This window comes from Ramlibacter sp. bp-362 (assembly GCF_054956735.1).
Window position 1 is genome coordinate 296,435 of sequence record NZ_JBUDXE010000004.1, and the last position, 20,255, is coordinate 316,689.

General features: G+C 71.3%; 18 protein-coding genes. 2 read left to right on the forward strand and 16 right to left on the reverse strand.

Annotation, left to right across the window (positions count from 1 at the left end):
• Positions 1-51 precede the first annotated feature (51 nt).
• A complete protein-coding gene (locus ACY0MJ_RS07620; protein WP_462637749.1) occupies positions 52-444 on the forward strand; it encodes a ChaB family protein in 393 nt (130 codons plus the stop codon).
• A 106-nt stretch (positions 445-550) separates the two neighbouring features.
• Here the strand turns inward: ACY0MJ_RS07620 and ACY0MJ_RS07625 are convergent, their stop codons facing one another.
• Entirely contained in the window at positions 551-1,114 is a 564-nt protein-coding gene (locus ACY0MJ_RS07625; RefSeq protein ID WP_462637750.1) for a hypothetical protein, read from the reverse strand.
• A 205-nt stretch (positions 1,115-1,319) separates the two neighbouring features.
• Between ACY0MJ_RS07625 and ACY0MJ_RS07630 the strand changes: the two genes are divergently transcribed.
• Positions 1,320-2,597, forward strand: a complete 1,278-nt coding sequence (locus ACY0MJ_RS07630) for an acyl-CoA dehydrogenase family protein (protein WP_462637751.1) — start codon at positions 1,320-1,322, stop codon at positions 2,595-2,597.
• A 10-nt stretch (positions 2,598-2,607) separates the two neighbouring features.
• On the opposite strand, the gene ACY0MJ_RS07635 is transcribed toward ACY0MJ_RS07630, so the two are convergent.
• From ACY0MJ_RS07635 to ACY0MJ_RS07705, 15 genes are all read right to left on the reverse strand, one after another.
• Positions 2,608-3,156, reverse strand: a complete 549-nt coding sequence (locus tag ACY0MJ_RS07635; RefSeq protein ID WP_462637752.1) for a hemerythrin domain-containing protein — start codon at positions 3,154-3,156, stop codon at positions 2,608-2,610.
• Positions 3,153-4,418 (reverse strand): NnrS family protein, encoded by a 1,266-nt coding sequence (locus tag ACY0MJ_RS07640; protein WP_462637753.1) that lies wholly within the window; start codon positions 4,416-4,418, stop codon positions 3,153-3,155. The genes ACY0MJ_RS07635 and ACY0MJ_RS07640 overlap by 4 nt, the downstream gene beginning before the upstream one ends.
• Complete coding sequence (locus tag ACY0MJ_RS07645; protein ID WP_462637754.1) at positions 4,415-7,963, reverse strand: LAGLIDADG family homing endonuclease; 3,549 nt, start codon at positions 7,961-7,963, stop codon at positions 4,415-4,417. Before ACY0MJ_RS07645 ends, ACY0MJ_RS07640 begins: the two co-directional genes overlap by 4 nt.
• Positions 7,960-9,171 (reverse strand): NAD(P)H-dependent flavin oxidoreductase, encoded by a 1,212-nt coding sequence (locus ACY0MJ_RS07650; RefSeq protein WP_462637755.1) that lies wholly within the window; start codon positions 9,169-9,171, stop codon positions 7,960-7,962. Before ACY0MJ_RS07650 ends, ACY0MJ_RS07645 begins: the two co-directional genes overlap by 4 nt.
• A 15-nt stretch (positions 9,172-9,186) precedes the next feature.
• Positions 9,187-10,686, reverse strand: coding sequence for a copper-containing nitrite reductase (gene nirK / locus ACY0MJ_RS07655; RefSeq protein ID WP_462637756.1), 1,500 nt, complete (start codon positions 10,684-10,686; stop codon positions 9,187-9,189).
• Positions 10,687-11,200: 514 nt separating this feature from the next.
• The gene (locus ACY0MJ_RS07660) at positions 11,201-12,394 is read right to left on the reverse strand and encodes an NnrS family protein (RefSeq protein WP_462637757.1); all 1,194 of its coding nucleotides are present in this window, start codon (positions 12,392-12,394) and stop codon (positions 11,201-11,203) included.
• A complete protein-coding gene (locus tag ACY0MJ_RS07665; protein ID WP_462637758.1) occupies positions 12,391-13,500 on the reverse strand; it encodes a hypothetical protein in 1,110 nt (369 codons plus the stop codon). The genes ACY0MJ_RS07660 and ACY0MJ_RS07665 overlap by 4 nt, the downstream gene beginning before the upstream one ends.
• Complete coding sequence (locus tag ACY0MJ_RS07670; RefSeq protein ID WP_462637759.1) at positions 13,497-13,829, reverse strand: metal-sulfur cluster assembly factor; 333 nt, start codon at positions 13,827-13,829, stop codon at positions 13,497-13,499. The genes ACY0MJ_RS07665 and ACY0MJ_RS07670 overlap by 4 nt, the downstream gene beginning before the upstream one ends.
• Positions 13,826-14,299 (reverse strand): RrF2 family transcriptional regulator, encoded by a 474-nt coding sequence (locus ACY0MJ_RS07675; RefSeq protein WP_462637760.1) that lies wholly within the window; start codon positions 14,297-14,299, stop codon positions 13,826-13,828. Before ACY0MJ_RS07675 ends, ACY0MJ_RS07670 begins: the two co-directional genes overlap by 4 nt.
• A gap of 51 nt (positions 14,300-14,350) precedes the next feature.
• Positions 14,351-16,624, reverse strand: coding sequence for a nitric-oxide reductase large subunit (locus ACY0MJ_RS07680; protein WP_462637761.1), 2,274 nt, complete (start codon positions 16,622-16,624; stop codon positions 14,351-14,353).
• Between the two features lie 33 nt (positions 16,625-16,657).
• Positions 16,658-16,948: a DUF2249 domain-containing protein gene (locus tag ACY0MJ_RS07685; RefSeq protein ID WP_462637762.1), complete on the reverse strand. Its 291-nt coding sequence runs from the start codon at positions 16,946-16,948 to the stop codon at positions 16,658-16,660.
• A gap of 185 nt (positions 16,949-17,133) precedes the next feature.
• Positions 17,134-17,931, reverse strand: a complete 798-nt coding sequence (locus ACY0MJ_RS07690; protein ID WP_462637764.1) for a c-type cytochrome — start codon at positions 17,929-17,931, stop codon at positions 17,134-17,136.
• Positions 17,928-19,550 carry a cbb3-type cytochrome c oxidase subunit I gene (locus tag ACY0MJ_RS07695; RefSeq protein WP_462637765.1) on the reverse strand — a complete coding sequence of 541 codons (1,623 nt, stop codon included), beginning with the start codon at positions 19,548-19,550 and terminating at the stop codon, positions 17,928-17,930. The genes ACY0MJ_RS07690 and ACY0MJ_RS07695 overlap by 4 nt, the downstream gene beginning before the upstream one ends.
• Positions 19,537-20,088: a cupredoxin domain-containing protein gene (locus tag ACY0MJ_RS07700; RefSeq protein WP_462637766.1), complete on the reverse strand. Its 552-nt coding sequence runs from the start codon at positions 20,086-20,088 to the stop codon at positions 19,537-19,539. Before ACY0MJ_RS07700 ends, ACY0MJ_RS07695 begins: the two co-directional genes overlap by 14 nt.
• Positions 20,085-20,255 (reverse strand): hypothetical protein, encoded by a 171-nt coding sequence (locus ACY0MJ_RS07705; protein WP_462637767.1) that lies wholly within the window; start codon positions 20,253-20,255, stop codon positions 20,085-20,087. Before ACY0MJ_RS07705 ends, ACY0MJ_RS07700 begins: the two co-directional genes overlap by 4 nt.

Genomic DNA, 20,255 nt, shown 5'->3' on the forward strand with positions numbered 1-20,255 from the left:
CGCGCGGGCGGCCGGGCGTAGCATCGGTCGCACGCACGAAAGGAGGCTCCCATGCCGAAGAAGATGGGCGTCGACATGCCCGGCACGCTCCAGCGCTCGCCGCGCAAGGCGCAGCGCACCTATGCCGAGACCCTCCGGAACGCCGAGCAGGAATACGGCAAGGGCGAACGGGCCAGCCGCACGGCCTATGCCTCGCTGAAGCACGGCTTCGAGAAGGTGGGCGACCATTGGGAGGCCAAGGACCACAAGGGGCCTTCGGATCCGCGCTCCACCAAGACCACCCGCGAGAAGCGCCAGGGCAAGGGCGAAACCTTCGGCGGCGTGGACGAGATCGGCCATACGCGCCAGGAGCTGTACGAGCGCGCGCGGCAACTGGACGTCCCGGGCCGCTCCTCCATGGACAAGAAGGAACTGGCGCGGGCCATCGCGAAGAAGCAGAAGTGAACCGCATGGCTCCCTCTCCCGCTGGCGGGAGAGGGCGGGGGTGAGGGTGGTGGCGCGCCTGCCCCTCACCCCAACCCTCTCCCCAGAGGGGAGAGGGAGTCATCGGTCAGTTCGGCGTCGAGGGCCGCGAGTGCATCCCCATGCTGCTGGAGAAGCTGAAGTCGCTGCGGGTGCGGCGCCAGCCGCTCTCGCTTTCGCCGATCAGCTCGCGGCAGCGCAGGAACAGGCTGTCGAGCGCCGCGTCCTGCGTGTCGCGCAGCTGGTGGTAGCGCGGGTCGGCGTAGTGCGGGCGCTGGTGGCCCGCATGCGTCATGCGCAGGATGTTCTCCTCCCACAGGTACTGCATCAGCTCGCGGTGCGTCTGCAGCAGCTGCAGCATCAGCCGCGACAGCTCGGGGAAGTGCTCGTCCTTCACCTGCACCGCCTGCTTCAGGGCCGCGGGGATGTCCAGGCTCTCCGGGTCACGGTGCAGCAGCGGCTCGTCGCGGTGCCAGTCGATCCACACGGTGTAGGCCTTCAGGCAGTCCATCAGCTGGTAGCCGGCCGCGCGCCGGCGCGCCATGCGCCGCACCCAGCGCACGCGCAGGCGCCACAGCCCGACGGCGATGGCCATGGCGAGGGCCACCAGCAGCAGCGGGATCAGTCGGTCGGTCTGGATGGATGCAAGCACGGCGGGATGCCCGGGGAAAGGGCAGGCGTTCGGCGTGTCCATTCTGCTACGGGCGGCGCCCGGCGCCTCGCCGGCGCGCGCCAGGCGGCGGGACGAGCGCGATGGCCGGTTCGCGGGCCCCGCAAGCGCACCGGATTGATGCGCGTCAGTACGCTTGTCCCTGGCGCCGCTATGGTGGAACGGTGAGATCCCGAGCGCCCCTGCCATGAATTTCGCGCCCTCCGAGCGCGCGGCCGCCTGGCTGCGCCGGCTGGAAAGCTTCCAGGAGCGCTACCTGCTGCCCTTCCATGCGGCCTGGCAGGCGAGCGCCGTGCGCGGCGAGCCGCCCGGGTTCCTGGCCGACCTGCGCAGCCTCGCGCGCGAGGAGGGGCTGTGGAACCTTTGCCTGCCGCACCTGCCGGGCGGCGCGCCCGGCACGGCGCTGCCGCACCTGGACTACGCGCCGCTCGCCGAAGCGATGGGGCGGCTGCCCTGGGCCGCGGAGGTCTTCAACTGCAATGCGCCGGACAGCGGCAACATGGAGCTGCTCCTGAAGCACGCATCGGCCGCCCAGCGCGAGCGCTGGCTCGCCCCGCTGCTGGCAGGACGCATGCACTCGGCCTTCGCGATGAGCGAGCCCGACGTCGCATCGTCCGACCCGACCAACCTGCAGACGGAGGTCCGGCGCGACGGCGGCGAACTGGTGGTGAGCGGCCGCAAGTGGTTCATCACCGGCGCGGCGCGGCCCGACTGCCGCCTGCTGGTGGTGGTGTGCCGCAATGGGGACGCCGATGCGGCCCGGCCGCACGCCGCGCATAGCCTGGTGCTGGTGCCCGCGGACGCGCCGGGCGTGCGCATCGTGCGCAACATCCCCGTCGTGCACCACCTCGCGCCCGAAGGCCACTGCGAGATCGTGTTCCGGCAGGTGCGCGTGCCGGCCGACCAGCTGCTGGGCGGCTGGGGCGAGGGCTTCGCGCTCGCGCAGTCGCGCCTGGGCCCGGGCCGCGTGCACCACTGCATGCGCAGCATCGGCCAGTGCGAGCTGGCGCTCGCGCTCGCGTGCGACCGCGCGCTGGAGCGGCGCGCCTTCGGCAAGCCCTTGTCGGAGCAGGCCAACGTGCAGGAGTGGATCGCCGAGTCGCGCCTGGAAATCGACCAGGCGCGGCTGCTGGTGCTGCGCACGGCCTGGTCGCTGGACCAGCCGCAGCCGCCGGAGGACCTGCGCGAACAGGTGGCCGCGATCAAGGTGGTCGCGGCGCGGCTGCAGCAGCGCGTCCTGGATCGCGCGATCCAGGTGTTCGGCGCGATGGGCCTGTCGCCCGACACGCCGCTGGCGGGGTTGTGGACCTGGGGGCGCGCGCTGCGGCTGATGGACGGACCGGACGAAGTGCACCTGCGCAGCGTGGCACGCGGGGAGCTGCGGCGGGCGAGGGAGCAGAGGGGGAAGTGGGCGGACTACTTCACGACGCCGGAGCAGATGGCGGCGGAGCCGCGGATCCGCTGATCCTTCGGAGTTACCTCACTCCCCGCCGCCGCATCATCTCCTCGCCCATCGCCGTCCGCGTGGGCTCGTCGATCATCGCCTGCGCCGCCGGATACGCGATCTCCTCCTCGGCGCGGATGTGGTCGTCGTACAGCGCGGTGAATGCATCGAGCGCCGCGTCCTCCGCCGCATCCACGTCCGCGCCGCGCCCTTCGGCCACGCGCGCCAGCACCGTGCGCGCACCAGCCCAGCGCGCTTCCATCGCGCGGTGGTCCTCCTGGAGCTTGCGCACCAGCGCGGCGACGCCCGCCTCGCCCTGCGCCAGCAGCGGCGGGAACACGTGCAGTTCCTCGTCCTGGTGGTGCAGCGGCGCGGCCTGGTCGAAGTAGCGCATCACGTCGCGCGCCGCCTGCTGCGCCTGCGTGTCCGGCCCGTGCGTGTGCAGGTGTTCCCGCAGCCGCGCGAGCAGCGCCAGCATGCGGTGCACCCGCTCGTGGCAGGCCTCCAGCATCTCGAAGGGCTGCTCGAAACCGGCGGCCGGCGAGGCCACGAGGGAAGCGAGGCGGATCGGCTGCGTCATGGCTCGATTGTCCGGCGGGCGCGCTGCGCACGTGCATGCCCGTAGCCCTTGACCTGACCGGCGCCCCAGGTAAGCACGACGCCGGCCCACGCCAGCGCGGCGGCGGTGAGCAGGCCCTGCAGCGGCCGCGCCGCCGCGGCCACGCGCAGCAGCGTCGCGACCTGAAGCAGCCAGAACAGCAGCCACAGCAGCTTGCCGGTGACCTGCGAGCGGCCGGCCTGCGCTGCAGACACGCGGCTCACCATGCCCAGCATCAGCGAGCCCAGGCAGCCCATGGCGAGCGCATGCAGGCCGGCCAGCGGCAGCACCGCTGTGCCTTCCACCGCCCCGAGCAGGTGGCCCGCCGCCGCGAGCGCGAACGAGAGCCCCAGCCACAGCAGCGCGGCGTGGAACATGACGAGCAGCCGCGTCGCGAGGCGCTTCGCGCGCGCCCACGCGATCGCCAGCGCGAGCAGCACGACGGCCGCCAAGGCCTCCACCGCGCCGAGCGCCACCTGCCATGCACCCGCGGGTGCGAGCAGCTCGCCCCACGTTCCCAGCGCCTCCAGCGCCGCGAGCGCCAGCAGCACGCGCAGGCTGTGCCGCGCAAGCGGCCAGCCCCCGCTCGGCAGCGCCTCCGGCGAGAAGAAGGGAATCTGCCGGTGGGCCGCCGCCAGGAACACGGGAACGATGAAGCACCACAACGCGGTGCGCACGACGGCACGTGCGGCGTCCGGTGCGCCGATGGCGACGCAGGCGAGCAGCGCCGCCAGGCAGGCGCAGCCCGCCACGTGCGCCGCGAGGATCGCGCGCGCGTGCAGGCGATCGTCCAGGCGACTGGCGGCGACCAGGCGGCCGAAGCGCCAGGTCGACGTCGCCAGGCTGACGAACGCGAGCGTGAGTCCCGCGAGCGCGGGCGCGATGCCGGACTGCGCGCCCACGAGCCACAGCAGCCAGCCCGCGGCCTGCGCGAGCAGCGGCGCGGCGACCGCCGCCGCGGGCTGCGCGGGCAGGGCCAGCCAGCGCGGCCCCGCCGTGAACAGGAAGCCGCCGAAGAACAGCGGCATGAAGCCGAAGACCATCACCGCGCCGTGCGCGAGCGACAGCGGCAGCGCGGGAGCGAGCCGCGGTCCCATGCCCGCGTGACCGAGCTGCACCAGCGCCCACCAGGCGCCCGAGGCCGCCAGCACCGCCATGCCGCACAGGAAGCCGACGCGGTGCGGCGAGGCCAGCACGTGCCGCCAGCGCCAGCGCGCCTCGTCCGCGCCGGCGCCGGGGGTCACCCGCAGGCCCCGAGATGACCGCAGGACGTGCAGAACTCGCAGCCGTCCTTGCGGATCATCGCGTGCGCGCCGCATTCGGGACACTTCGCGCCGGCCATCATCGAGGGCGCGGCCGCGGCCGTCGGCGGCGCGGGCGGGGTGGCGAGCTGCGCCACCGGCTCGCCGTTGCGGCGGGCGATGATGTTCTGGATCGCGTAGGCGATGGCCGCCACCTCCGAGTCGTGCCACATCGGCACGCTCGTGCCGTCGGCCTTGGCGGAGGTGCCCAGGCGCACCGGCCCGCGGTCCCACGCGACCTTGCGCATGTCCGCGAGCGCGCGCTCCAGGAAGCCGCCGCGCGCGGCCAGCGACAGCAGGCGCATGCTGGAGGTGATCCACTGCTGCGACTCGCCGCTCTGGCCCACGGGCATGAAGAACTCGATCGCGCGCTCGCGCCCGTCGTCCACCGGCAGGAAGGACACGACGATGTAGAGCGTCTGCCGCCCCTGCTGCGTCCAGTACTCGATCTTCTCCACCACGCCCGGCAGCTGGCCCTTGGGCCGGCTCTCGATCATGGTGCGCATCGGGTCGACCTTGCGCCGCTCCAGCTCCGGCGCGCGCTCGGCGGCCTGCGAGGTGGTCGAGAGCACCGAACCCAGGATGTCGTTGGGCCGGTAGGTGGCCAGGCCCTTGAGCCCGGCGCGCCACGCTTCCAGGTACAGGCCCTGGAAGTCGGCGTAGGGGTAGTCGGCGGGGACGTTGACGGTCTTGGAGATCGCGGTGTCGATGAAGGGCTGCACCGCCTCCATCATCGCGAGGTGGTCCGACGCGGGCATGTCGAGCGCCGAGACGAAATACGGCGGCAGCTTCGCCGTGTCACCGCCCAGGGAGCGGAACAGCCGCCAGGCGTGATCCTCCACGACGTACTCGCTGCTGCTGCCGTCGGACTCGCGCTTCTTGCGGTGGTAGGTCCAGGAGAAGGGCGGCTCGATGCCGTTGGACGCGTTGTCGGCGAAGGCGAGGCTCACCGTGCCGGTCGGCGCGATCGACAGCAGGTGGCTGTTGCGGATGCCGTGCTTGCGGATGTCCTGCTTCAGCGGCTCGTCCAGCCGGCTCGCGAAGGTGCCGGCTTCCAGGTACTTGTCGGCGTCGAACAGCGGGAAGGCGCCTTTCTCCTGCGCCAGCTCCACCGACGCGGCATAGGCCGCGTCGCGCATGCAGCGCGCGATGCGCGCCGCCATCTCGCGGCCTTCCGCCGCGTCATAGCGCAGGCGCAGCATGGCCAGCGCGTTGCCCAGGCCCGTGAAGCCGACGCCGATGCGGCGCTTGGCCTGCGATTCCTTGTGCTGCTGCGGGAGCGGCCAGAAGGTGAGGTCCAGCACGTTGTCGAGCGCGCGCACCTGCACCGCGACGGCCCGGGCAAAGGCGTCGAAGTCGAAGGCGGGCGCGCCGCCGAAGCCGAAGGGATGACGCACGAACCGCGTCAGGATGATGGGTCCGAGGTCGCAGCAGCCGTAAGGGGGCAAGGGCTGTTCGCCGCAGTTGTGCACATACAGGCCGTTCGCGTCGAAGGCGTGGACGTCGGCCACGGTGACGTCATAGACGTCTTCCTCGCCATCGGCCGTCACGGATTCCACGGTCGCAGTGAACGGCGCGCGATTCAGCGCACGTCGATAGCCATCCAGCAACTCGCGCAGGCGTTCGGCCTTGGCTGTGTCAGCGAAACCGACGTGGTCGGCGAAGAGGCAGAGGTTGTCGCCCGAGATCACGAGTTCGTGCAACTCCTTGCAAGGGTAGAGCCGGTGGCCGCCACGGCCGTCCGGCAGTGACCGAGCCTCCGGCGGCCTCCTGCGGTAGATGGTGCTGCAAATGCCGAGACGCTGCAGCATGCGTTGCGCGGTCTGCAGGAGGGGGAGATCGGCCTGCGACAAGCGGACGCTGACCCCTTTGTCCTGCTTGCCCTGCACCGAGCCGTCAGCGTCGAAGAGGCCCCGGAGCACGCCCGAGGTGAACGCGGCGGAGCCGCGCTCGATCTCGGGGGTGAGCGTCTTGTGACCGGGTCGTACATCGAACGAAAACGCCAGGTCCCGCAGCGGTGCCGAGGCGAGGCGGGCTTCACCGTGGCCTAGTGGCTTCTGGAATCCGCGGAAATCCGCGCGATGTGGCAAGGTCGCCGCTGCCGCCTCTGCGGCTGCGACGATGCCGGCGGCTCCCGTGGCACACAGCGGCGGTGCATCGCTGCCGACGACTTTCAACTCCGGAGCCCAGACAGAGAGCACCGCCTTTTCTTCAGTGAGGCGGCCATCCCCGATCAGAAGCCCGAGCAGATAACCTTCCTCCTGCGTGCCACGGCCGTCCCATCCGCCCAGTGCGCGATGATCCTGCAGCACGATTTCGTCGCCGGCCTGCAGCTCGCCGGCCGCAGTCCACTCCATCTGCATCACGTAGCGCGTCTTGCGCGCAACTTTCCGGACGCGGTGGTCGGCGGTCAGGCGCAGGAGGTGGCCTTCACGGGTGCGCAGCGCGAACACCGGCTTGCGCCCTGTCGCGAAGAAGCCATCGCTCCTGACGGGGAAAGCCTTGCCGTCCACCACGGCGGTGAAGCGCCTTCCGATCAAGTCCGCCACTTGCGCTGGCCCCTCGGTGGTCATCACCCAGGTATCCCGCGTCACGCATGGGTTCGTCGCGGTGATCCCTTCCGCATACCGCAGGTTGTTCTCGCGGTTGATCGTGTCCACGAACAGGATCCCCGGTTCGGCGAAGTCGTAGGCCGATCGCATCACCGTGTCCCACAGCTGCTGCGCCGGCACCGTGCGGTACACCCACAGCCCGTCCGGCCGCAGGTGCGCGCCCTGCGCGACCAGCGCCGCGCCCGGCTTCGCCTTGTGCACCAGGGCCCAGTCGCCGCCCGCCTGCAGCGTGCGAATGAATTCGTCGGTGACGGCGACCGAGACGTTGAAGTTGTTCCAGCGGCCCGGCGTGCGCTTGGCGGTGATGAACTCCAGCACGTCCGGGTGGTCGATGCGCAGCACGCCCATCTGCGCGCCCCGGCGCGCGCCCGCGCTCTCGACCGTCGAACACGAGTGGTCGAACACGTCCATGTAGCTGCAGGGGCCCGAGGCCAGCGAGGCGGTCGCGCGCACCTCGGCGCCGCGCGGGCGGATGCGCGAGAAGTCGTAGCCGACGCCGCCGCCGCGCCGCATGGTCTCGGCCGCTTCGCGCAGCGCTTCGTAGATGCCCGGGAATCCTTCCTCGTCGCGGCCCTGGATCGCGTCGCCCACCGGCTGCACGAAGCAGTTGATCAGCGTGGCCTGCAGGTCGGTGCCGGCGGCGCTCATGATGCGGCCCGCGCCGATCGCGCCCGCCTGCAGGTTGTCGAAGAAGCGCGCTTCCCACCCGGCGCGCAGCGGCTCGGCCTCCACCGAGGCGAGCGCCTTCGCGACGCGCCGCAGCAGGTCGGCCTCGGTCTTCTCGCCGGGCTTCAGGTATTTCTCGCGCAGGACGTCCTGGCTGATCGGCTGCGGCGCCAGCGCCGGAACCTGGTGGGGGGCGGGATCACGCTTCATGCGGTGGGGACCTCGGCGTTTGTCATGGGGGGCACCAGGCCGCCGAGCAGGCGGTTCAGCAGGTCCTGGACCGGTCGGATCTGGGTGCCGAAGGGCAGGCGCCCCGCACCCCGGAAGAATAGCCCCTTGCGCACGTCCCCGGCGAGGGCGTGGCCAAGGACCTTGTCGATGCAGAACTGGCCCCACTCGGGCTTGCCGTCGCGCAGGCCGCAGGCCGTGAGGCAGTCGAACCACATCGTGCAGTGCGGCTTCACGTGCGCCGCCTTCTGCATCGCTTCCTGCATGCGCAGGTACTTGTCCAGCCAGGGCGTGCGCACGGCGCGCGCGGGCAGGCCGGCGACGCTGGTGAACTCCACCATGTCCTCCGGCTTCGCGCCGGCCAGCACCTCCTTGAAGGCCTGGCTCGCGTCGCTCTCGCGCGTGACGGCGAAGGCGGTGCCGAGCTGCACGGCGGAAGCGCCCAGGCCCTGCAGGCGCCGGATGTCGTCGCCGCTTTCGATGCCGCCGGCGGCGATGAGCGGGATGCGGCCTTCCAGCCCGGACTTGCGGAAGAACTCCAGCACCTCCGGCAGCACCACGTCGAAGTCGAAGCGGCGGTCGCCGAGGTCGGCGACGCGGGCGGCGCCCAGGTGGCCGCCGGCCTTGCCCGGATGCTCGATCACGATCGCGTCAGGCAGGCGGCCCTTCTTCTCCCACTTGCGCACGACCAGCTGCACGCCGCGGGCGTCGGACAGGATGGGGACGAGGGCCACGTGCGGATGATCGCGCGCCAGGTCCGGCAGGTCCAGCGGCAGGCCGGCGCCGACGACGAGCGCGTCGGCGCCGCTTTCCAGCGCCTGCTGCACGTAGGTCGCGTACTGGTCGAGCGCGCGCATCACGTTCACCGCGACGAGGCCGCGGCCGCCGGAGAGCTCGCGGGCGCGCCGCAGCTCGCGCGCGAGCGCTTCGCGGTTGGCCGCGTCGATCAGCGGCTTGGCCTTGCGGCCGGTGAGCTTGCCGGTCTGCTCCATCAGGTCGGGGTGCAGGCGGCGCAGGTCCACCGAGGAGATCGTGCCCATCGCGTCGAAGGAGGCGACGGTGCCGGCCAGTCCGCCGGCCGACACGCCGACGCCCATGCCGCCCTGCACCACCGGCAGCATCGCCCGGCCGCGGAAGTTCCACAGGGCCAGTCCGGCGGCGCGGGCCCGGGCGGCGAGATCAGCGTTCATCTGTTGCATGGGCGCTCAGTGGGCCATCGGGCCGGCGCTCGGGTGCGAGGGCTTGTAGACCATGTCGTCGGCCGGGCCCGTCACTTCGAGCGCGCCGCCCGCGCCCTTGCCGGCGCGCGAGAGGGCGTGGTCCACCAGCAGGTAGCGGCCGGGGTACTGGAGCTTGAACTCCACCATCGTCGCGCCGCCCGCGGGCACCAGCGTCGTCTGCACGTTCTCCTTGACCGTGTTGGTCGCGCCTTCGCTGTACACCCGGTCGAAGATCTCGCCGATCACGTGGAAGGAGGAGATCTTGTTCGGGCCGCCGACGCCGAAGAACACCCGCACCGTCTCGCCCGTCTTCGCCGTCATCTTGTGCTCCTTGGTGAGCGCGCCGACGGAGCCGTTGAAGGTGTAGTAGGTGGGCAGTTCGTCCGCGGCCCGGTCGGGGGCGTACTCGTGGTGGCCCTTGGTGCCGAAGGCGTGGTTGGTGTACAGGTCGCCCTGCATCACGTAGAACTCCTTGTCCACCTTGGGCAGGCCCTTCTCGGGTTCCACCAGGATCAGGCCGTACATGCCGGCGGAGATGTGGTGGGCCACCGAGGGCGTGGCGCAGTGGTACACGTAGAGGCCGGGGTTCAGCGCCTTGAAGGTGATCGTCTTCGTCTCGCCGGGCGCGACCTGCGTGTTCTCGCCGCCGCCCATGCCGCCGGTGACGGCGTGCAGGTCGATCGAGTGGACCGCGGTGCTGTTCGGGTTGTTTGTGAGCTTCAGTTCCACCGTGTCGCCCTTCTTCACCCGCAGCATCGGGCCGGGCACCTTCCTGCCGAAGGTCCAGTAGGTGAAGGTGGTGCCGTCGTCGAGCTTGCCTTCCAGCTCCACCGTCTCGATGGAGTACTTCACCAGCTGCGGCGCGCGCGCGCCCAGGGGCTTCGGCACCGCGTTGGGGTCCTGCGAGATCACCACGGCATCGGCGGCGGCGGGCGCGATCGCCGAGGCGGCGCCCATGACGGCCGCCGGCTTCACGGCCGCCACCGGCACGTTCACGGCGGGCTTGCCGTGCGCCATCGCGTCGGCGGGGCCGGTCACTTCCAGCGTGCCCTCCATGCCGATCTGGCGGTGGCCGGGGATCGAGCAGTAGTAGGTGAACTTGCCGGACTGCTCCAGCTTGAACGAGACCTTGGTCGGGCCGGTCTTGCGGTTGAACTTGGCCGACTGCACGCCGAGGTCCTCGAACACGATGTCGTGCTCGGCGCCTTCGCCGCTGGAGATGGTGATCTCGATGGTGTCGCCGACGTTGCCGTGCAGGACGGGGTTCACGGCGCCCTTGTCGTCCAGGTAGACCATCTTGCCGTTGGCCATGCCGGTCTTCAGCACGTACTGGCGGGTGGTCGCCTTCTGGGCGGCGGCCGCGACGACCACGGGCTTCGCGGCATGGCGGGAAGTGACGGCGGTGGCGCCCACGTGGCCGATGAACGGAGCCGCCGCGAACAGGGCGGCCACTGCGAACGGGACGGGTGCGATGCGCTTGAACATGATCCTGACCTTGCTTTCTTCTCGAAGCGGGTGAGCCCCCCGCGGGGCAACGATCTCGTGAACCGTTGAAAGCAATGTAGGCCGGGGGGTCCGGGCGGACCTTGATGCATCTCAAGTGAAGGTGTATTGGGAAGACACCTTTTGATCTGGCTCAATCAGCCGCGGCGGGGGGTGCCTCCGTCATGTGCCGTGGTGATCGGAGAGGTGCCCTCCGACCGGCCCGGGGCGGGGCTACCCGTCCCTGCGAATGTCCCCCGGCGCGCCCCACGCCTGCGGCTCGGGACGCTCCCTCCTCCTTGATTTCGCCGGGACGGGCAGCCCCGCCCCGGGCCTCGCAGGGTGCCTGGGTGACGGGCCGAGCCGCTCGACCTGCAAGACTTTCCCAAGACATGTCATCCCGGGCTTGACCCGGGATCCATGCATGCGTGCTGCCACGCCTCCGTGGATTGCGGGTCAAGCCCGCAATGACATGTATTGCTGTCTTGAACCTCGAGCGGTGTCATGCTTGCGCGCTTCAGCCGTGCTTCCCATCCAGCCGCGGCCGCGTCAGCACGGGCCAGTAGCGCACGGCGTAGAGCGCGAAACCGGCGGACCAGAGCGCGCCGGCGCAGAGGATCGCCTCGAGCGTGCGGACCGGCACGGCGACGGGCACCAGCACGCGCACGAAGGCCGACGCGCCTACCAGCAGGTAGCAGGCCGTGTCCCAGCGGTCGGCACGCAGCGGCCGCGCCGTGTGGCCGCGCGCGGTGCGCGTCATCATGCCGATGACGAGGCCGCCGATCGCGCCGGCGGTGAGCGCATGCGTGGCTGCCGAAGGCAGGACCCAGCCCAGCGCCGCCGCGGCGCGCAAAGCCAGGTGCACCGGGATCCAGGCGTACGCGAGGTGCAGCACCCAGACGAGCGGCGTGCGCAGCGTGGTCCAGGGCTGCCACAGCCACCAGCGCGCGAGGTGCGCGAGCGAGCCCAGCGCGGCGATCGCCACGATCGCGACGGCCGGCAGGCGCAGCAGGTCCGCGGCGAGCAGCGCCAGCACGAGCCCCAGCGCCGCCTTGTCGAGCCACGGCAGGCGCCGCGCGCGGGCGTGCGGCACGCCGCCGTTGGTGAACATGGGGATCACGCGCCCGCCCATCACGCACAGGACGAACAGCACCGCATCCAGCGCGAGCTGGATGCCGGCCCAGGCGGGCAGGGCCAGCACGCCCATCTGGCCCAGGTGCACCGCGAGGCTGGCGCCGGCGAGCAGCACCAGCACCGCGACGAAGAAGTAGTTGCGCCGGTTGCCCGCGCGCACGAAGGGGATCGCCAGCGCGATCGCGGCGGCGAGCGGGAAGGCCGCGTTGGCGGCGGCCGAGGCCCAGCCCCAGGGCGTCAGCACCAGCACGCGTGCCGCGACCCACAGCGCCGCGAGCGCGGCGAGCAGGCCGCCGGTGGGCGTGGGCTGGCTGGTCCAGTTACGGCCGGCCGTGAACAGGAAGCCGACCACGACGGCGAGCGTGAAGCCGAACAGCATCTCGTGCGCGTGCCACAGCGCGCCGCTGAGATAGGGCGCGGCGAGGTGGCCGGTGAACTGCAGCGCCCACAAGGCGATCGACAGTGCGCCGAACGCGCCGGCCAGCAGGTAGAAGGGGCGGAAGCCCAGTTGCCACAGGGCGAAGCCGCCGCTGCGGGGCGGCCGCGGCGGCTCGTCGAGGCCGGTGAGGACGTTCATGGCTTGCGGGAAAGGGTGCGCGGCCGCGCCTCCTGGCCGCGCCACGCGAACGCCGCGGCGACGGCGGTGGCGGCGAACAGCGCCAGCGCGAGCGCGTTGAAGAGGGCGCCCTGCGCGCGCGCCGGCCCGCCGGCGTAGCCGGCGAAGAGCCGCACCGCCAGCGAGGCATGCAGCGCCGCCAGCGGGACATAGAAGAAGGGGCCGAAGCGCAGCTTCACGCGCGCCACCGCCGGCAGGATCACGGGCGCATGGCCCATCATCATGCTGACCAGGAAGCCCAGGCCCAGCGCGTGCAGCGCCGCGTCGCGCGCGGGCAGGCCCCGCGCCGTCGCCATCCAGGCAAGCCCGCCGAGCGCCAGCCAGGCATAGCCCGTGAGCAGGCACACGGCCATGTAGCGCGGCAGGCCCTCGGCGCGCACCGTGCGGCGCGCGATGTCGAACGCGAACAGCCAGGCGGCCAGCGCCAGCAGAGCGAAGCCGAACACGAGGCCGCCGATGCCGGGCGACAGCGCGGACACTCCCGCGCCCACCGCCAGCAGCGCCAGGATGGCGTACAGCGCCGGCTGCGCGCCGGCGCGGCGGCGCATCAGGCGCGTCATCTCCAGGCGCTCGGCCGCGATCGTGATCACGAGGAAGGCGAACCACCAGGGCAGCACGGCGTGCGCGCCGCCGCCGGCCGCGAACCAGAGGTTGCCCGCCAGCCAGCACAGGGCGCTCGCGAGCAGCAGGCCGGTGTGGGGCGCGCGCTGGCGGCCGAACAGCAGCACGTTGACGGCGACGAACACGGCGGCCGCGCCAACCAGCAGCCACGCGCCCGCCGCCTGCAGACCGGGCAGCAGCACGATCGCGCCGACCCCCGAGGCGATCGGCGCGATCCAGGCGGCAGGGTGGCGCGCGGCGACGGCGCGCTCGATGGAGATCACCGTGCCCATGAAGCCGCAGATCATCAGCGCCGCATGCCACACGGCCGCGCGGCCGGCCCAGGCCTCTCCCGTGCTGCCCGGCACCACGAGGCCCACGCGCAGCAGGCCGCCCGTGATGCCCGCGAGCAGCGAGGCGGCGACGCAGGCGGCCAGCAGCGCGCCGAGGACGCGGCGCGTGCTCACCAGCCCATGAAGGCCTTGGCCGCGGGACTCATGCGCTGCGGCGTCCATGGCGGCTCCCAGGCCAGTTCGACGTGGATCAGCAGGTCGGGCGGCAGGCCCGCATCGAGCTGCCTTTCGATGTCTTCCACGATGATGTCGGTGACGGGGCACGCGGCCGAGGTCATGGTGACGGTGACGTCCATGCGGCCGTCCGCGACCTTGACGCCGTACACCAGGCCGACGTCGACGATGTTCATCGCCACTTCGGGGTCGACGACGCGTTCCAGCGCGGCGACCACGGCGGGCAGCAGGTCCTGGGGACCTTCGTAGGGAAAGCGCGTCTCCATCATCCGGCCTCCGCGATGCGGACCACCGTCCGCGGGCGCTGGTCGAGGAAGAGGATGCGCGCGAGTTCGTCCCGGTTCGCCACCACGTCGGCCAGTGTATAGCGGTCCAGCACGGCATAGAAGGCCGTGACCGCTTCGCCCAGGAATCCGCGCAGGCGGCACACCTCGGAGATGCAGCAGTCGCCCGGCGACTCGCCGAAGCACATCGCGGGCATCGGCGGGCCTTCGGTCTGGTGCACGACCTCGCCGAGGCCGATCGCCTCGGGCGCCTTGCCCAGTTCCAGGCCGCCGCCCTTGCCGCGCGTGTTGGTGAGCCAGCCCTGGCGGCCGAGGAAATGCACGACCTTCACGAGGTGGTTCTCCGAGATCTCGAAGGCCGCGGCGATCTGGCCGATGGTGGCGCGCTGCCCCCGCTGCGAGGCGAGGTAGATCAGCACGCGCAGGCTGTAGTCGGTGAAGGCGGTGAGTTTCATGTTCCGGTCTCCCGAAGCGCAAGGGCCGGCTTGCGCCGGCCCTTTTCGGATCTATCGTCCCGCGGGGGCGGCGAGCCCGGCCGGGATGCTCTCGCGACCCTTGGGCCGCAGCAGGCGCAGCAGGTACAGGGCCAGGATCACGGCGCCGGCGGCGAACACGACGTCACCGGGCACGCGCAGCCACACCAGGGTCTCCATCACGCGCGAGTGGATGATCTCGGCGGAGCGGGCGTACCACAGGCCCTTCGTCATCGCGGCCCAGGCCTGGTAGATGCCGGCCGGCAGCAGCGACAGGAACACCATCATGGCCAGGCCGGCGTTGAGGCCCCAGTAGGCGGGCTTCAGCAGGCCGTCGGCGTGCAGGTGGCGCGCATAGAGGCCGCGCAGGCAGAACAGCATCAGGCCGATGCCCAGCATGCCGTAGACACCGAACAGGGCGGCGTGGCCGTGGGCGGCCGTCATGTTCAGGCCCTGCACGTAGTACAGCGAGGCGGGCGGGTTGATCGCGAAGCCCAGGAGGCCGGCGCCGACGGTGTTCCAGAAGGCCACCGCGACGAAGCACAGCACGGGCCACTTGTAGGCTTGCAGCCAGTGGATGCCCTGCGTGCGCTTCCAGGTCTGCAGCGCTTCCAGGCCGATCAGCGTGAGCGGCACCACTTCCAGCGCGGAGAACACGGAGCCGACGGCGATCACCGAGGTGGGCGTGCCGGTCCAGTACAGGTGGTGCAGCGTGCCCAGGATGCCGCCGAACAGGAACACGATGGTCTCGGCGATGATGGCGCGGTTGGCGCTCGTGGCGCGCACCAGGCCCAGCTTGGTGAAGAGCAGCGCGATGACCGCGGTGGCGAACACCTCGAAGAAGCCTTCCACCCACAGGTGGACCAGCCACCAGCGCCAGTACTCGATCATCGAATAGTGGCTGTGCTGGCCCCAGGCGAGCGAGCTGGCGTAGAAGCCGCCGATGCAGACGGCCGACAGGAACACCATGGCGATCAGGCCGCGGCTTTCCGAGGGCGTCCTGAGCGCCGGCCACAGGGCGCGGCCCAGGAGGAAGGCCCAGAACAGCAGGCCGACGAACAGCAGCAGCTGCCAGAAGCGGCCCATGCTGGTGAATTCCAGGCCCTGGTTGCCGATCCAGAAGCTGAAGTCCACGCCCTGGTGCTGCAGCGAGCCCAGCCAGCCGGTCACGGTGGAGCCGACGACGATGAAGATCAGCGCCCAGAACAGGACGTCCACGCCCAGCTTCTGCAGCTTGGGTTCCTTGCCGCCCAGCATCGGGGCGATGTACAGGCCGGTGGCCAGCCACGCGGTGGCGATCCAGAAGATGCCGATCTGCGTGTGCACGGTGCGGCTCACCACCTGCGGCAGGAAGTCGCCGATCGGGATGCCGAAGAAGGAGTTGCCTTCGACGGCGTAGTGCGCCGTGATGGCGCCCATGCCGATCTGCAGCAGCATCAGGCCGACGACAGCGAAGAAGTACTTGCGGGTGGCGCGCATCGAGGGCGTCGCCTTGGCGCCGGCGAGCGGGTCCGCCTTGGGCGGATCGGCTTCCGGCTCGTGCTTGCCGGCGCCGTGCAGCCACAGCATGGCGGCGATCGCCGCCAGCAGCAGGATGATGGAGGCCATCGACCACATGGCGGCCGAGGTCGTCATCGTGTTGCCCACCAGCGGCTCGTGCGGCCAGTTGCTGGTGTACGAGAGGCCGGTCTCGCCCGGGCGGTCGGTGGTCGCGGCCCACGCGGTCCAGAAGAAGAACGCGGTGAGCGCCTCGCGGTCGGCCGTGTCGGGCACGCTGCCGCCGCGCATGGCGTACTGCTCGCGCAGCTTGTCCAGGGAGGCCGCGTCGCCGAAGAGGCCCATGTAGTGGTCGGCGACCGAGCGGATCGCCTGCGCGCGCAGGTCGGACACGGTGACCTGGCCGGTTTCCGCGTCGTAGGTGTTGCGGCGCATTTCCTCCTTCAGGGCGCCGTCGACGGCGCCGCGCTCGGCGGCCGTCAGGGCGGCGGGATCGTGGGCGATGGCCTTGGCGCGCAGCGCCTGCAGGGCCTCGGCCTCGCGGTGCAGCCAGTCGGCCGACCAGTCGGGCGCGATGTAGGCGCCGTGGCCCCAGACGCTGCCCTGCTGCTGGCCGCCCGAGGCGAGCCAGACCTGCTGGCCCTTCTGGATCTGTTCACCGGTGTAGAGCACCTGGCCGCTGGCGCTGGTGACGGCCTTGGGGATGGGCGGGGCGCTCAGGTAGATCTGCAGCCCCAGGTAGCCCAGGGCGCCGAACGACAGCACGAAGATGAATCCGAGCCACCGCCACAGCATGTGGTTGCTTTTCATGATGGTTTCCGTTCGATGGATGAAATCGGGTGATCAGCCGCCGCAGCCGCCGCCGCAGCAGCTGCCGGCGCCGTCGGCGGCGGCGGACGCCGCCGTGCGGCTGATCGAAACGCGCCAGGTGTCGGGGCCCTGCTCCAGGTACTCCCAGGCGAACTGGCCGGGGATCTGGGCGTTGAACTGGTAGTACAGCGGCCGCGGATCGTGGTCGTTCACCAGCTCCATCGCCTCGCCGGGCGCGAGCTTGTTGAACGTGGCGTAGATCAGCGGATGGCGGTCGCGCGGCGCGATGGTGCGCACGTCGATGCGGGCGGCGGTCGGGGTCATGGGCTCCTCAGTCCGGAAGGTGCATTTGGGATGCACCTATGGTCGGGGAGCGGGGGCGTGCCTTGTTTGACGAAAGTCAAGTGACACTCCCTCTCCCGCTCGCGGGAGAGGGTTGGGGTGAGGGTGGTGGCGGGCCTCCCCCTCACCCCCGCCCTCTCCCCCAAGGGGGAGAGGGAGCAAGAGCGCTAGCGCGGCGCCGGCGTCACGCCGTGCCCCACGATCGCGCGGCTCGCGTAGTACCGCGAGGTCGCCTCGATCTCCTCCGGGGTCATCTGCCGCGCCACGTTGCGCATGACCTCCAGCGTGTCGTTGCGGCGCTCGCCCGAGGCGAACCGCTTCAGCTGGTCGGCGAGGTAGGCGTGCGGCATGCCTTCCAGCCAGGGGCTGCCCGGCTTCAGGTCGATGCCGCCGTGGCACGACGCGCAGGGCGCGATGTTGCGCATCGGGTCGCCCACGCTCACCAGCACCGGCACGGTCTCCCCGGCCGGCGCCGGCGAGGGCCGCGGCAGCTGCGCGTAGAAGGCGGCGAGGTCGCGGATGTCCTGTTCGTCCAGCTTCCCGGCCAGCGCCTGCATCAGCGTGTGCCGGCGCTGGCCGTTGCGGTAGTCCATCATCTGCTTGTAGACCACCTCCGAATACTGGCCCGCGAGGTTCGGCACGTCGGAGGCGCTGACGCCGCGGGCGCCGTGGCACATCGTGCACTGCAGGGCCAGCGTGCCGCCGCGGCCCACGTCGCCGCCCGCGCCGCCCGCCAGCGCCGGCACCAGGGCGACGCGGCTGGCGCGCGGGTCCTCGCGCTGCAGCGGCGCGCCCCACTCGCTCGGCACGCCGGCGGCGCGACAGATCGCGTCCCACAGCCCGCCGGCCGTGAAGTCCGGCTTGACCTGCGGCAGCCACAGGAAGCCGGTGGCGAGCGCCAGCACCAGCAGCACGGCCAGCGCCGCGAGCGCGAGCCGCACGCCGGGCGAGAACCAGCCCTTCATCGCGGGCCTCCCACGGGCACCACCGGCACCGAGGTCCCGGGCAGGGACGCGAGCTGCGCGATCGGGAAGCCGTAGTTGACGACCGTCAGCGCGATCATCAGCCCGACCCACAGCGCCAGGCCGTTCAGCGCGGGCGGCACCGTCTCCGCGTGCACCGGCGCGCTGAACGCATAGGGCATCGCCCGCGGCACCGTGCCGCGCCGCGCCGTCGCCAGGATCCAGATGAACAGCAGCCCGGAAAGCACCAGCAGGAAGCCGCCGATGGCGGAGATCGTCACCGTGATCGCCTGCGGGTGCAGCGCCGGGTGGCTGTAGTCGAAGTAGGCCATGCGCCGGGGCATCCCGAGCAGGCCGACGAAGTGCCAGGGCAGCGTGGTGACCATCATCCCCACGAACCACAGCCACAGCTGCCACTTCATCGGCCTTGCCGGCAGCGGCGGGCAGTGCAGCAGCTGCGGCCAGAGGTCGTACGCGATCACGAAATACATGATCACGATGGCGCCGGCGAAGATCAGGTGGAAGTGGCCCGTGACCCACTGCGTGTTGTGCACGGTCTCGTTGAGCTGGTAGCTCATGTTGATGATGCCGCCGGCGCCGCCGAAGCCGAGCATCACGAAGGCAAAGGCCACGGCCAGCATGTACGGGTTGTCCCAGGGCAGCGCCTTCACCCAGCCGAAGGGCCCGCGGCCGCCGCGCAGGCGCGCGGCGATCTCCACCGAGGCCGTGATCGTGAACACGGTCAGCAGCGTCGGCACCGACACCATGGCCGTGAACACCGCGTGCAGGAACTTGAAGCCGGCGCCCACCTGCGGGTCGGCGAACAGGTGGTGGATGCCGATCGGCATGGAGAACACCAGGAAGAGCGCGAAGGCCACCCGCGCCATGGTGTCGCTGTACAGCCGCCCGCCGATCGCGCGCGGGATGATCGTGTAGAAGGCGATGTAGGCCGGCACCAGCCAGAAGTAGACGATGGCGTGCAGCGTCCACGAGAACAGCACGCGCGCGAGCCCGGCGTCGATCGTGTCGCGCCAGCCGAAGGCGGCCGGCAGGATCAGCAGGATCACCTCCGAGCCGGCGCCCAGCGAGGTCCAGGCCCACAGGTAGGCGCCGGCGGCGTTGCCGAACATGGCCAGCGGCACGGTGGCGCCGGGATGGTCCTTCTTCCAGTGGTACAGGTTCCAGGAGGTGAGCGCGACCCAGATCCAGGAGCCCACCACCACCAGCACGATGCCCAGGTAGTAGAAGACGCTGCCCAGCATCGGCGGGTAGAAGGTGTAGAGCACCGAGGCGTGGCCCAGCGCCACCGGCACGGCCGCGACCACGCTCCCCAGCAGCACCAGCCAGAACCCGGCCCAGGCCCAGCGCACGCCGCGCAGCGGCCGTCCGAGCGCGAGCTCCGTGATGGCGTAGCCGAAGCCCATGGCCACCAGCGTGGGCAGCACGTAGGCCATCACCGTGCCGTGCATCGTGACGGAGCGGTAGTAGAGCTCGGGATTGCGCACCCACTGGTGCATGGGGCTGCGCACCACCATCTGCCACTCGCCCAGCAGCAGCGCCACGGCGAAGCCGATGAAGGCGACCCAGAAGTGGGCCAGAACGAGGCGCCTAGCGAGGAACACAGCTCACCGCCTTTCCGGCCTGCGCCTGCCGCAGGAACTCGTCGCGCTCCAGCACCTGCACGCGCGCCCACATGCCCTCGTGGCCGGTGCCGCAGTATTCGTGGCAGGGCATCAGGTGCTCGCCGGCCTCGGGAAAGCTCGCCGTGAAGGTGGAGACGAAGCCCGGGACCAGCATCACGTTGGCGTTCGTCTTGCCCACCACGAAGCCGTGCACCACGTCCGTCGCGGTGGCGCGGAAGGTCACCGGCATGCCGGCCGGCACCAGCAGGCACTGCGGCGTGAAGGAGTACTGCTGCGCGACCAGCCGCACGGTGACCTGCCCGCGCTCGTCGACCATGGTGCCGAGGTTGTCCTCCACGAACTCGCCGCGCATGTGCAGCGTGCGCGGGTCGATCGTCTCCACGCGCGAGGGCGGCATCGCCGCCCAGTGCAGGCCGGTGAACACCATCATCGCGACCAGCAGGAAGATGATGACGCCGACGATCGCCGCCCAGCGTCCCTCCGCCCGCTCGGCCGCCTCGTGCGCGACGGCGCTCATTGCACGGCTCCCCGCGGCAGGTAGGCGAGGAAGTAGAAGAGGAAGTACATCAGCACCACCAGGAAGGTCGCCACGCCGGCGACCGCCCAGGTGCCGCGCGGGCCGTCGCGCACGATGCGGTCCACGGCCTCGTCCTCGTCCTCGTGCGCCGGTGGCAGCGGTTCCAT

Coding starts and splice junctions, on each gene's coding strand:
- ACY0MJ_RS07620 (WP_462637749.1), top strand. CDS start 52: ATGCCGAAGAAGATGGGCGTCGACATGCCCGGCACGCTCCAGCGCTCG.
- ACY0MJ_RS07630 (WP_462637751.1), top strand. CDS start 1,320: ATGAATTTCGCGCCCTCCGAGCGCGCGGCCGCCTGGCTGCGCCGGCTG.
- ACY0MJ_RS07635 (WP_462637752.1), bottom strand. CDS start 3,156: ATGACGCAGCCGATCCGCCTCGCTTCCCTCGTGGCCTCGCCGGCCGCC.
- ACY0MJ_RS07645 (WP_462637754.1), bottom strand. CDS start 7,963: ATGAAGCGTGATCCCGCCCCCCACCAGGTTCCGGCGCTGGCGCCGCAG.
- ACY0MJ_RS07650 (WP_462637755.1), bottom strand. CDS start 9,171: ATGAACGCTGATCTCGCCGCCCGGGCCCGCGCCGCCGGACTGGCCCTG.
- nirK (WP_462637756.1), bottom strand. CDS start 10,686: ATGTTCAAGCGCATCGCACCCGTCCCGTTCGCAGTGGCCGCCCTGTTC.
- ACY0MJ_RS07660 (WP_462637757.1), bottom strand. CDS start 12,394: ATGAACGTCCTCACCGGCCTCGACGAGCCGCCGCGGCCGCCCCGCAGC.
- ACY0MJ_RS07670 (WP_462637759.1), bottom strand. CDS start 13,829: ATGATGGAGACGCGCTTTCCCTACGAAGGTCCCCAGGACCTGCTGCCC.
- ACY0MJ_RS07675 (WP_462637760.1), bottom strand. CDS start 14,299: ATGAAACTCACCGCCTTCACCGACTACAGCCTGCGCGTGCTGATCTAC.
- ACY0MJ_RS07680 (WP_462637761.1), bottom strand. CDS start 16,624: ATGAAAAGCAACCACATGCTGTGGCGGTGGCTCGGATTCATCTTCGTG.
- ACY0MJ_RS07685 (WP_462637762.1), bottom strand. CDS start 16,948: ATGACCCCGACCGCCGCCCGCATCGACGTGCGCACCATCGCGCCGCGC.
- ACY0MJ_RS07690 (WP_462637764.1), bottom strand. CDS start 17,931: ATGAAGGGCTGGTTCTCGCCCGGCGTGCGGCTCGCGCTCGCGGCGCTG.
- ACY0MJ_RS07700 (WP_462637766.1), bottom strand. CDS start 20,088: ATGAGCGCCGTCGCGCACGAGGCGGCCGAGCGGGCGGAGGGACGCTGG.
- ACY0MJ_RS07705 (WP_462637767.1), bottom strand. CDS start 20,255: ATGGAACCGCTGCCACCGGCGCACGAGGACGAGGACGAGGCCGTGGAC.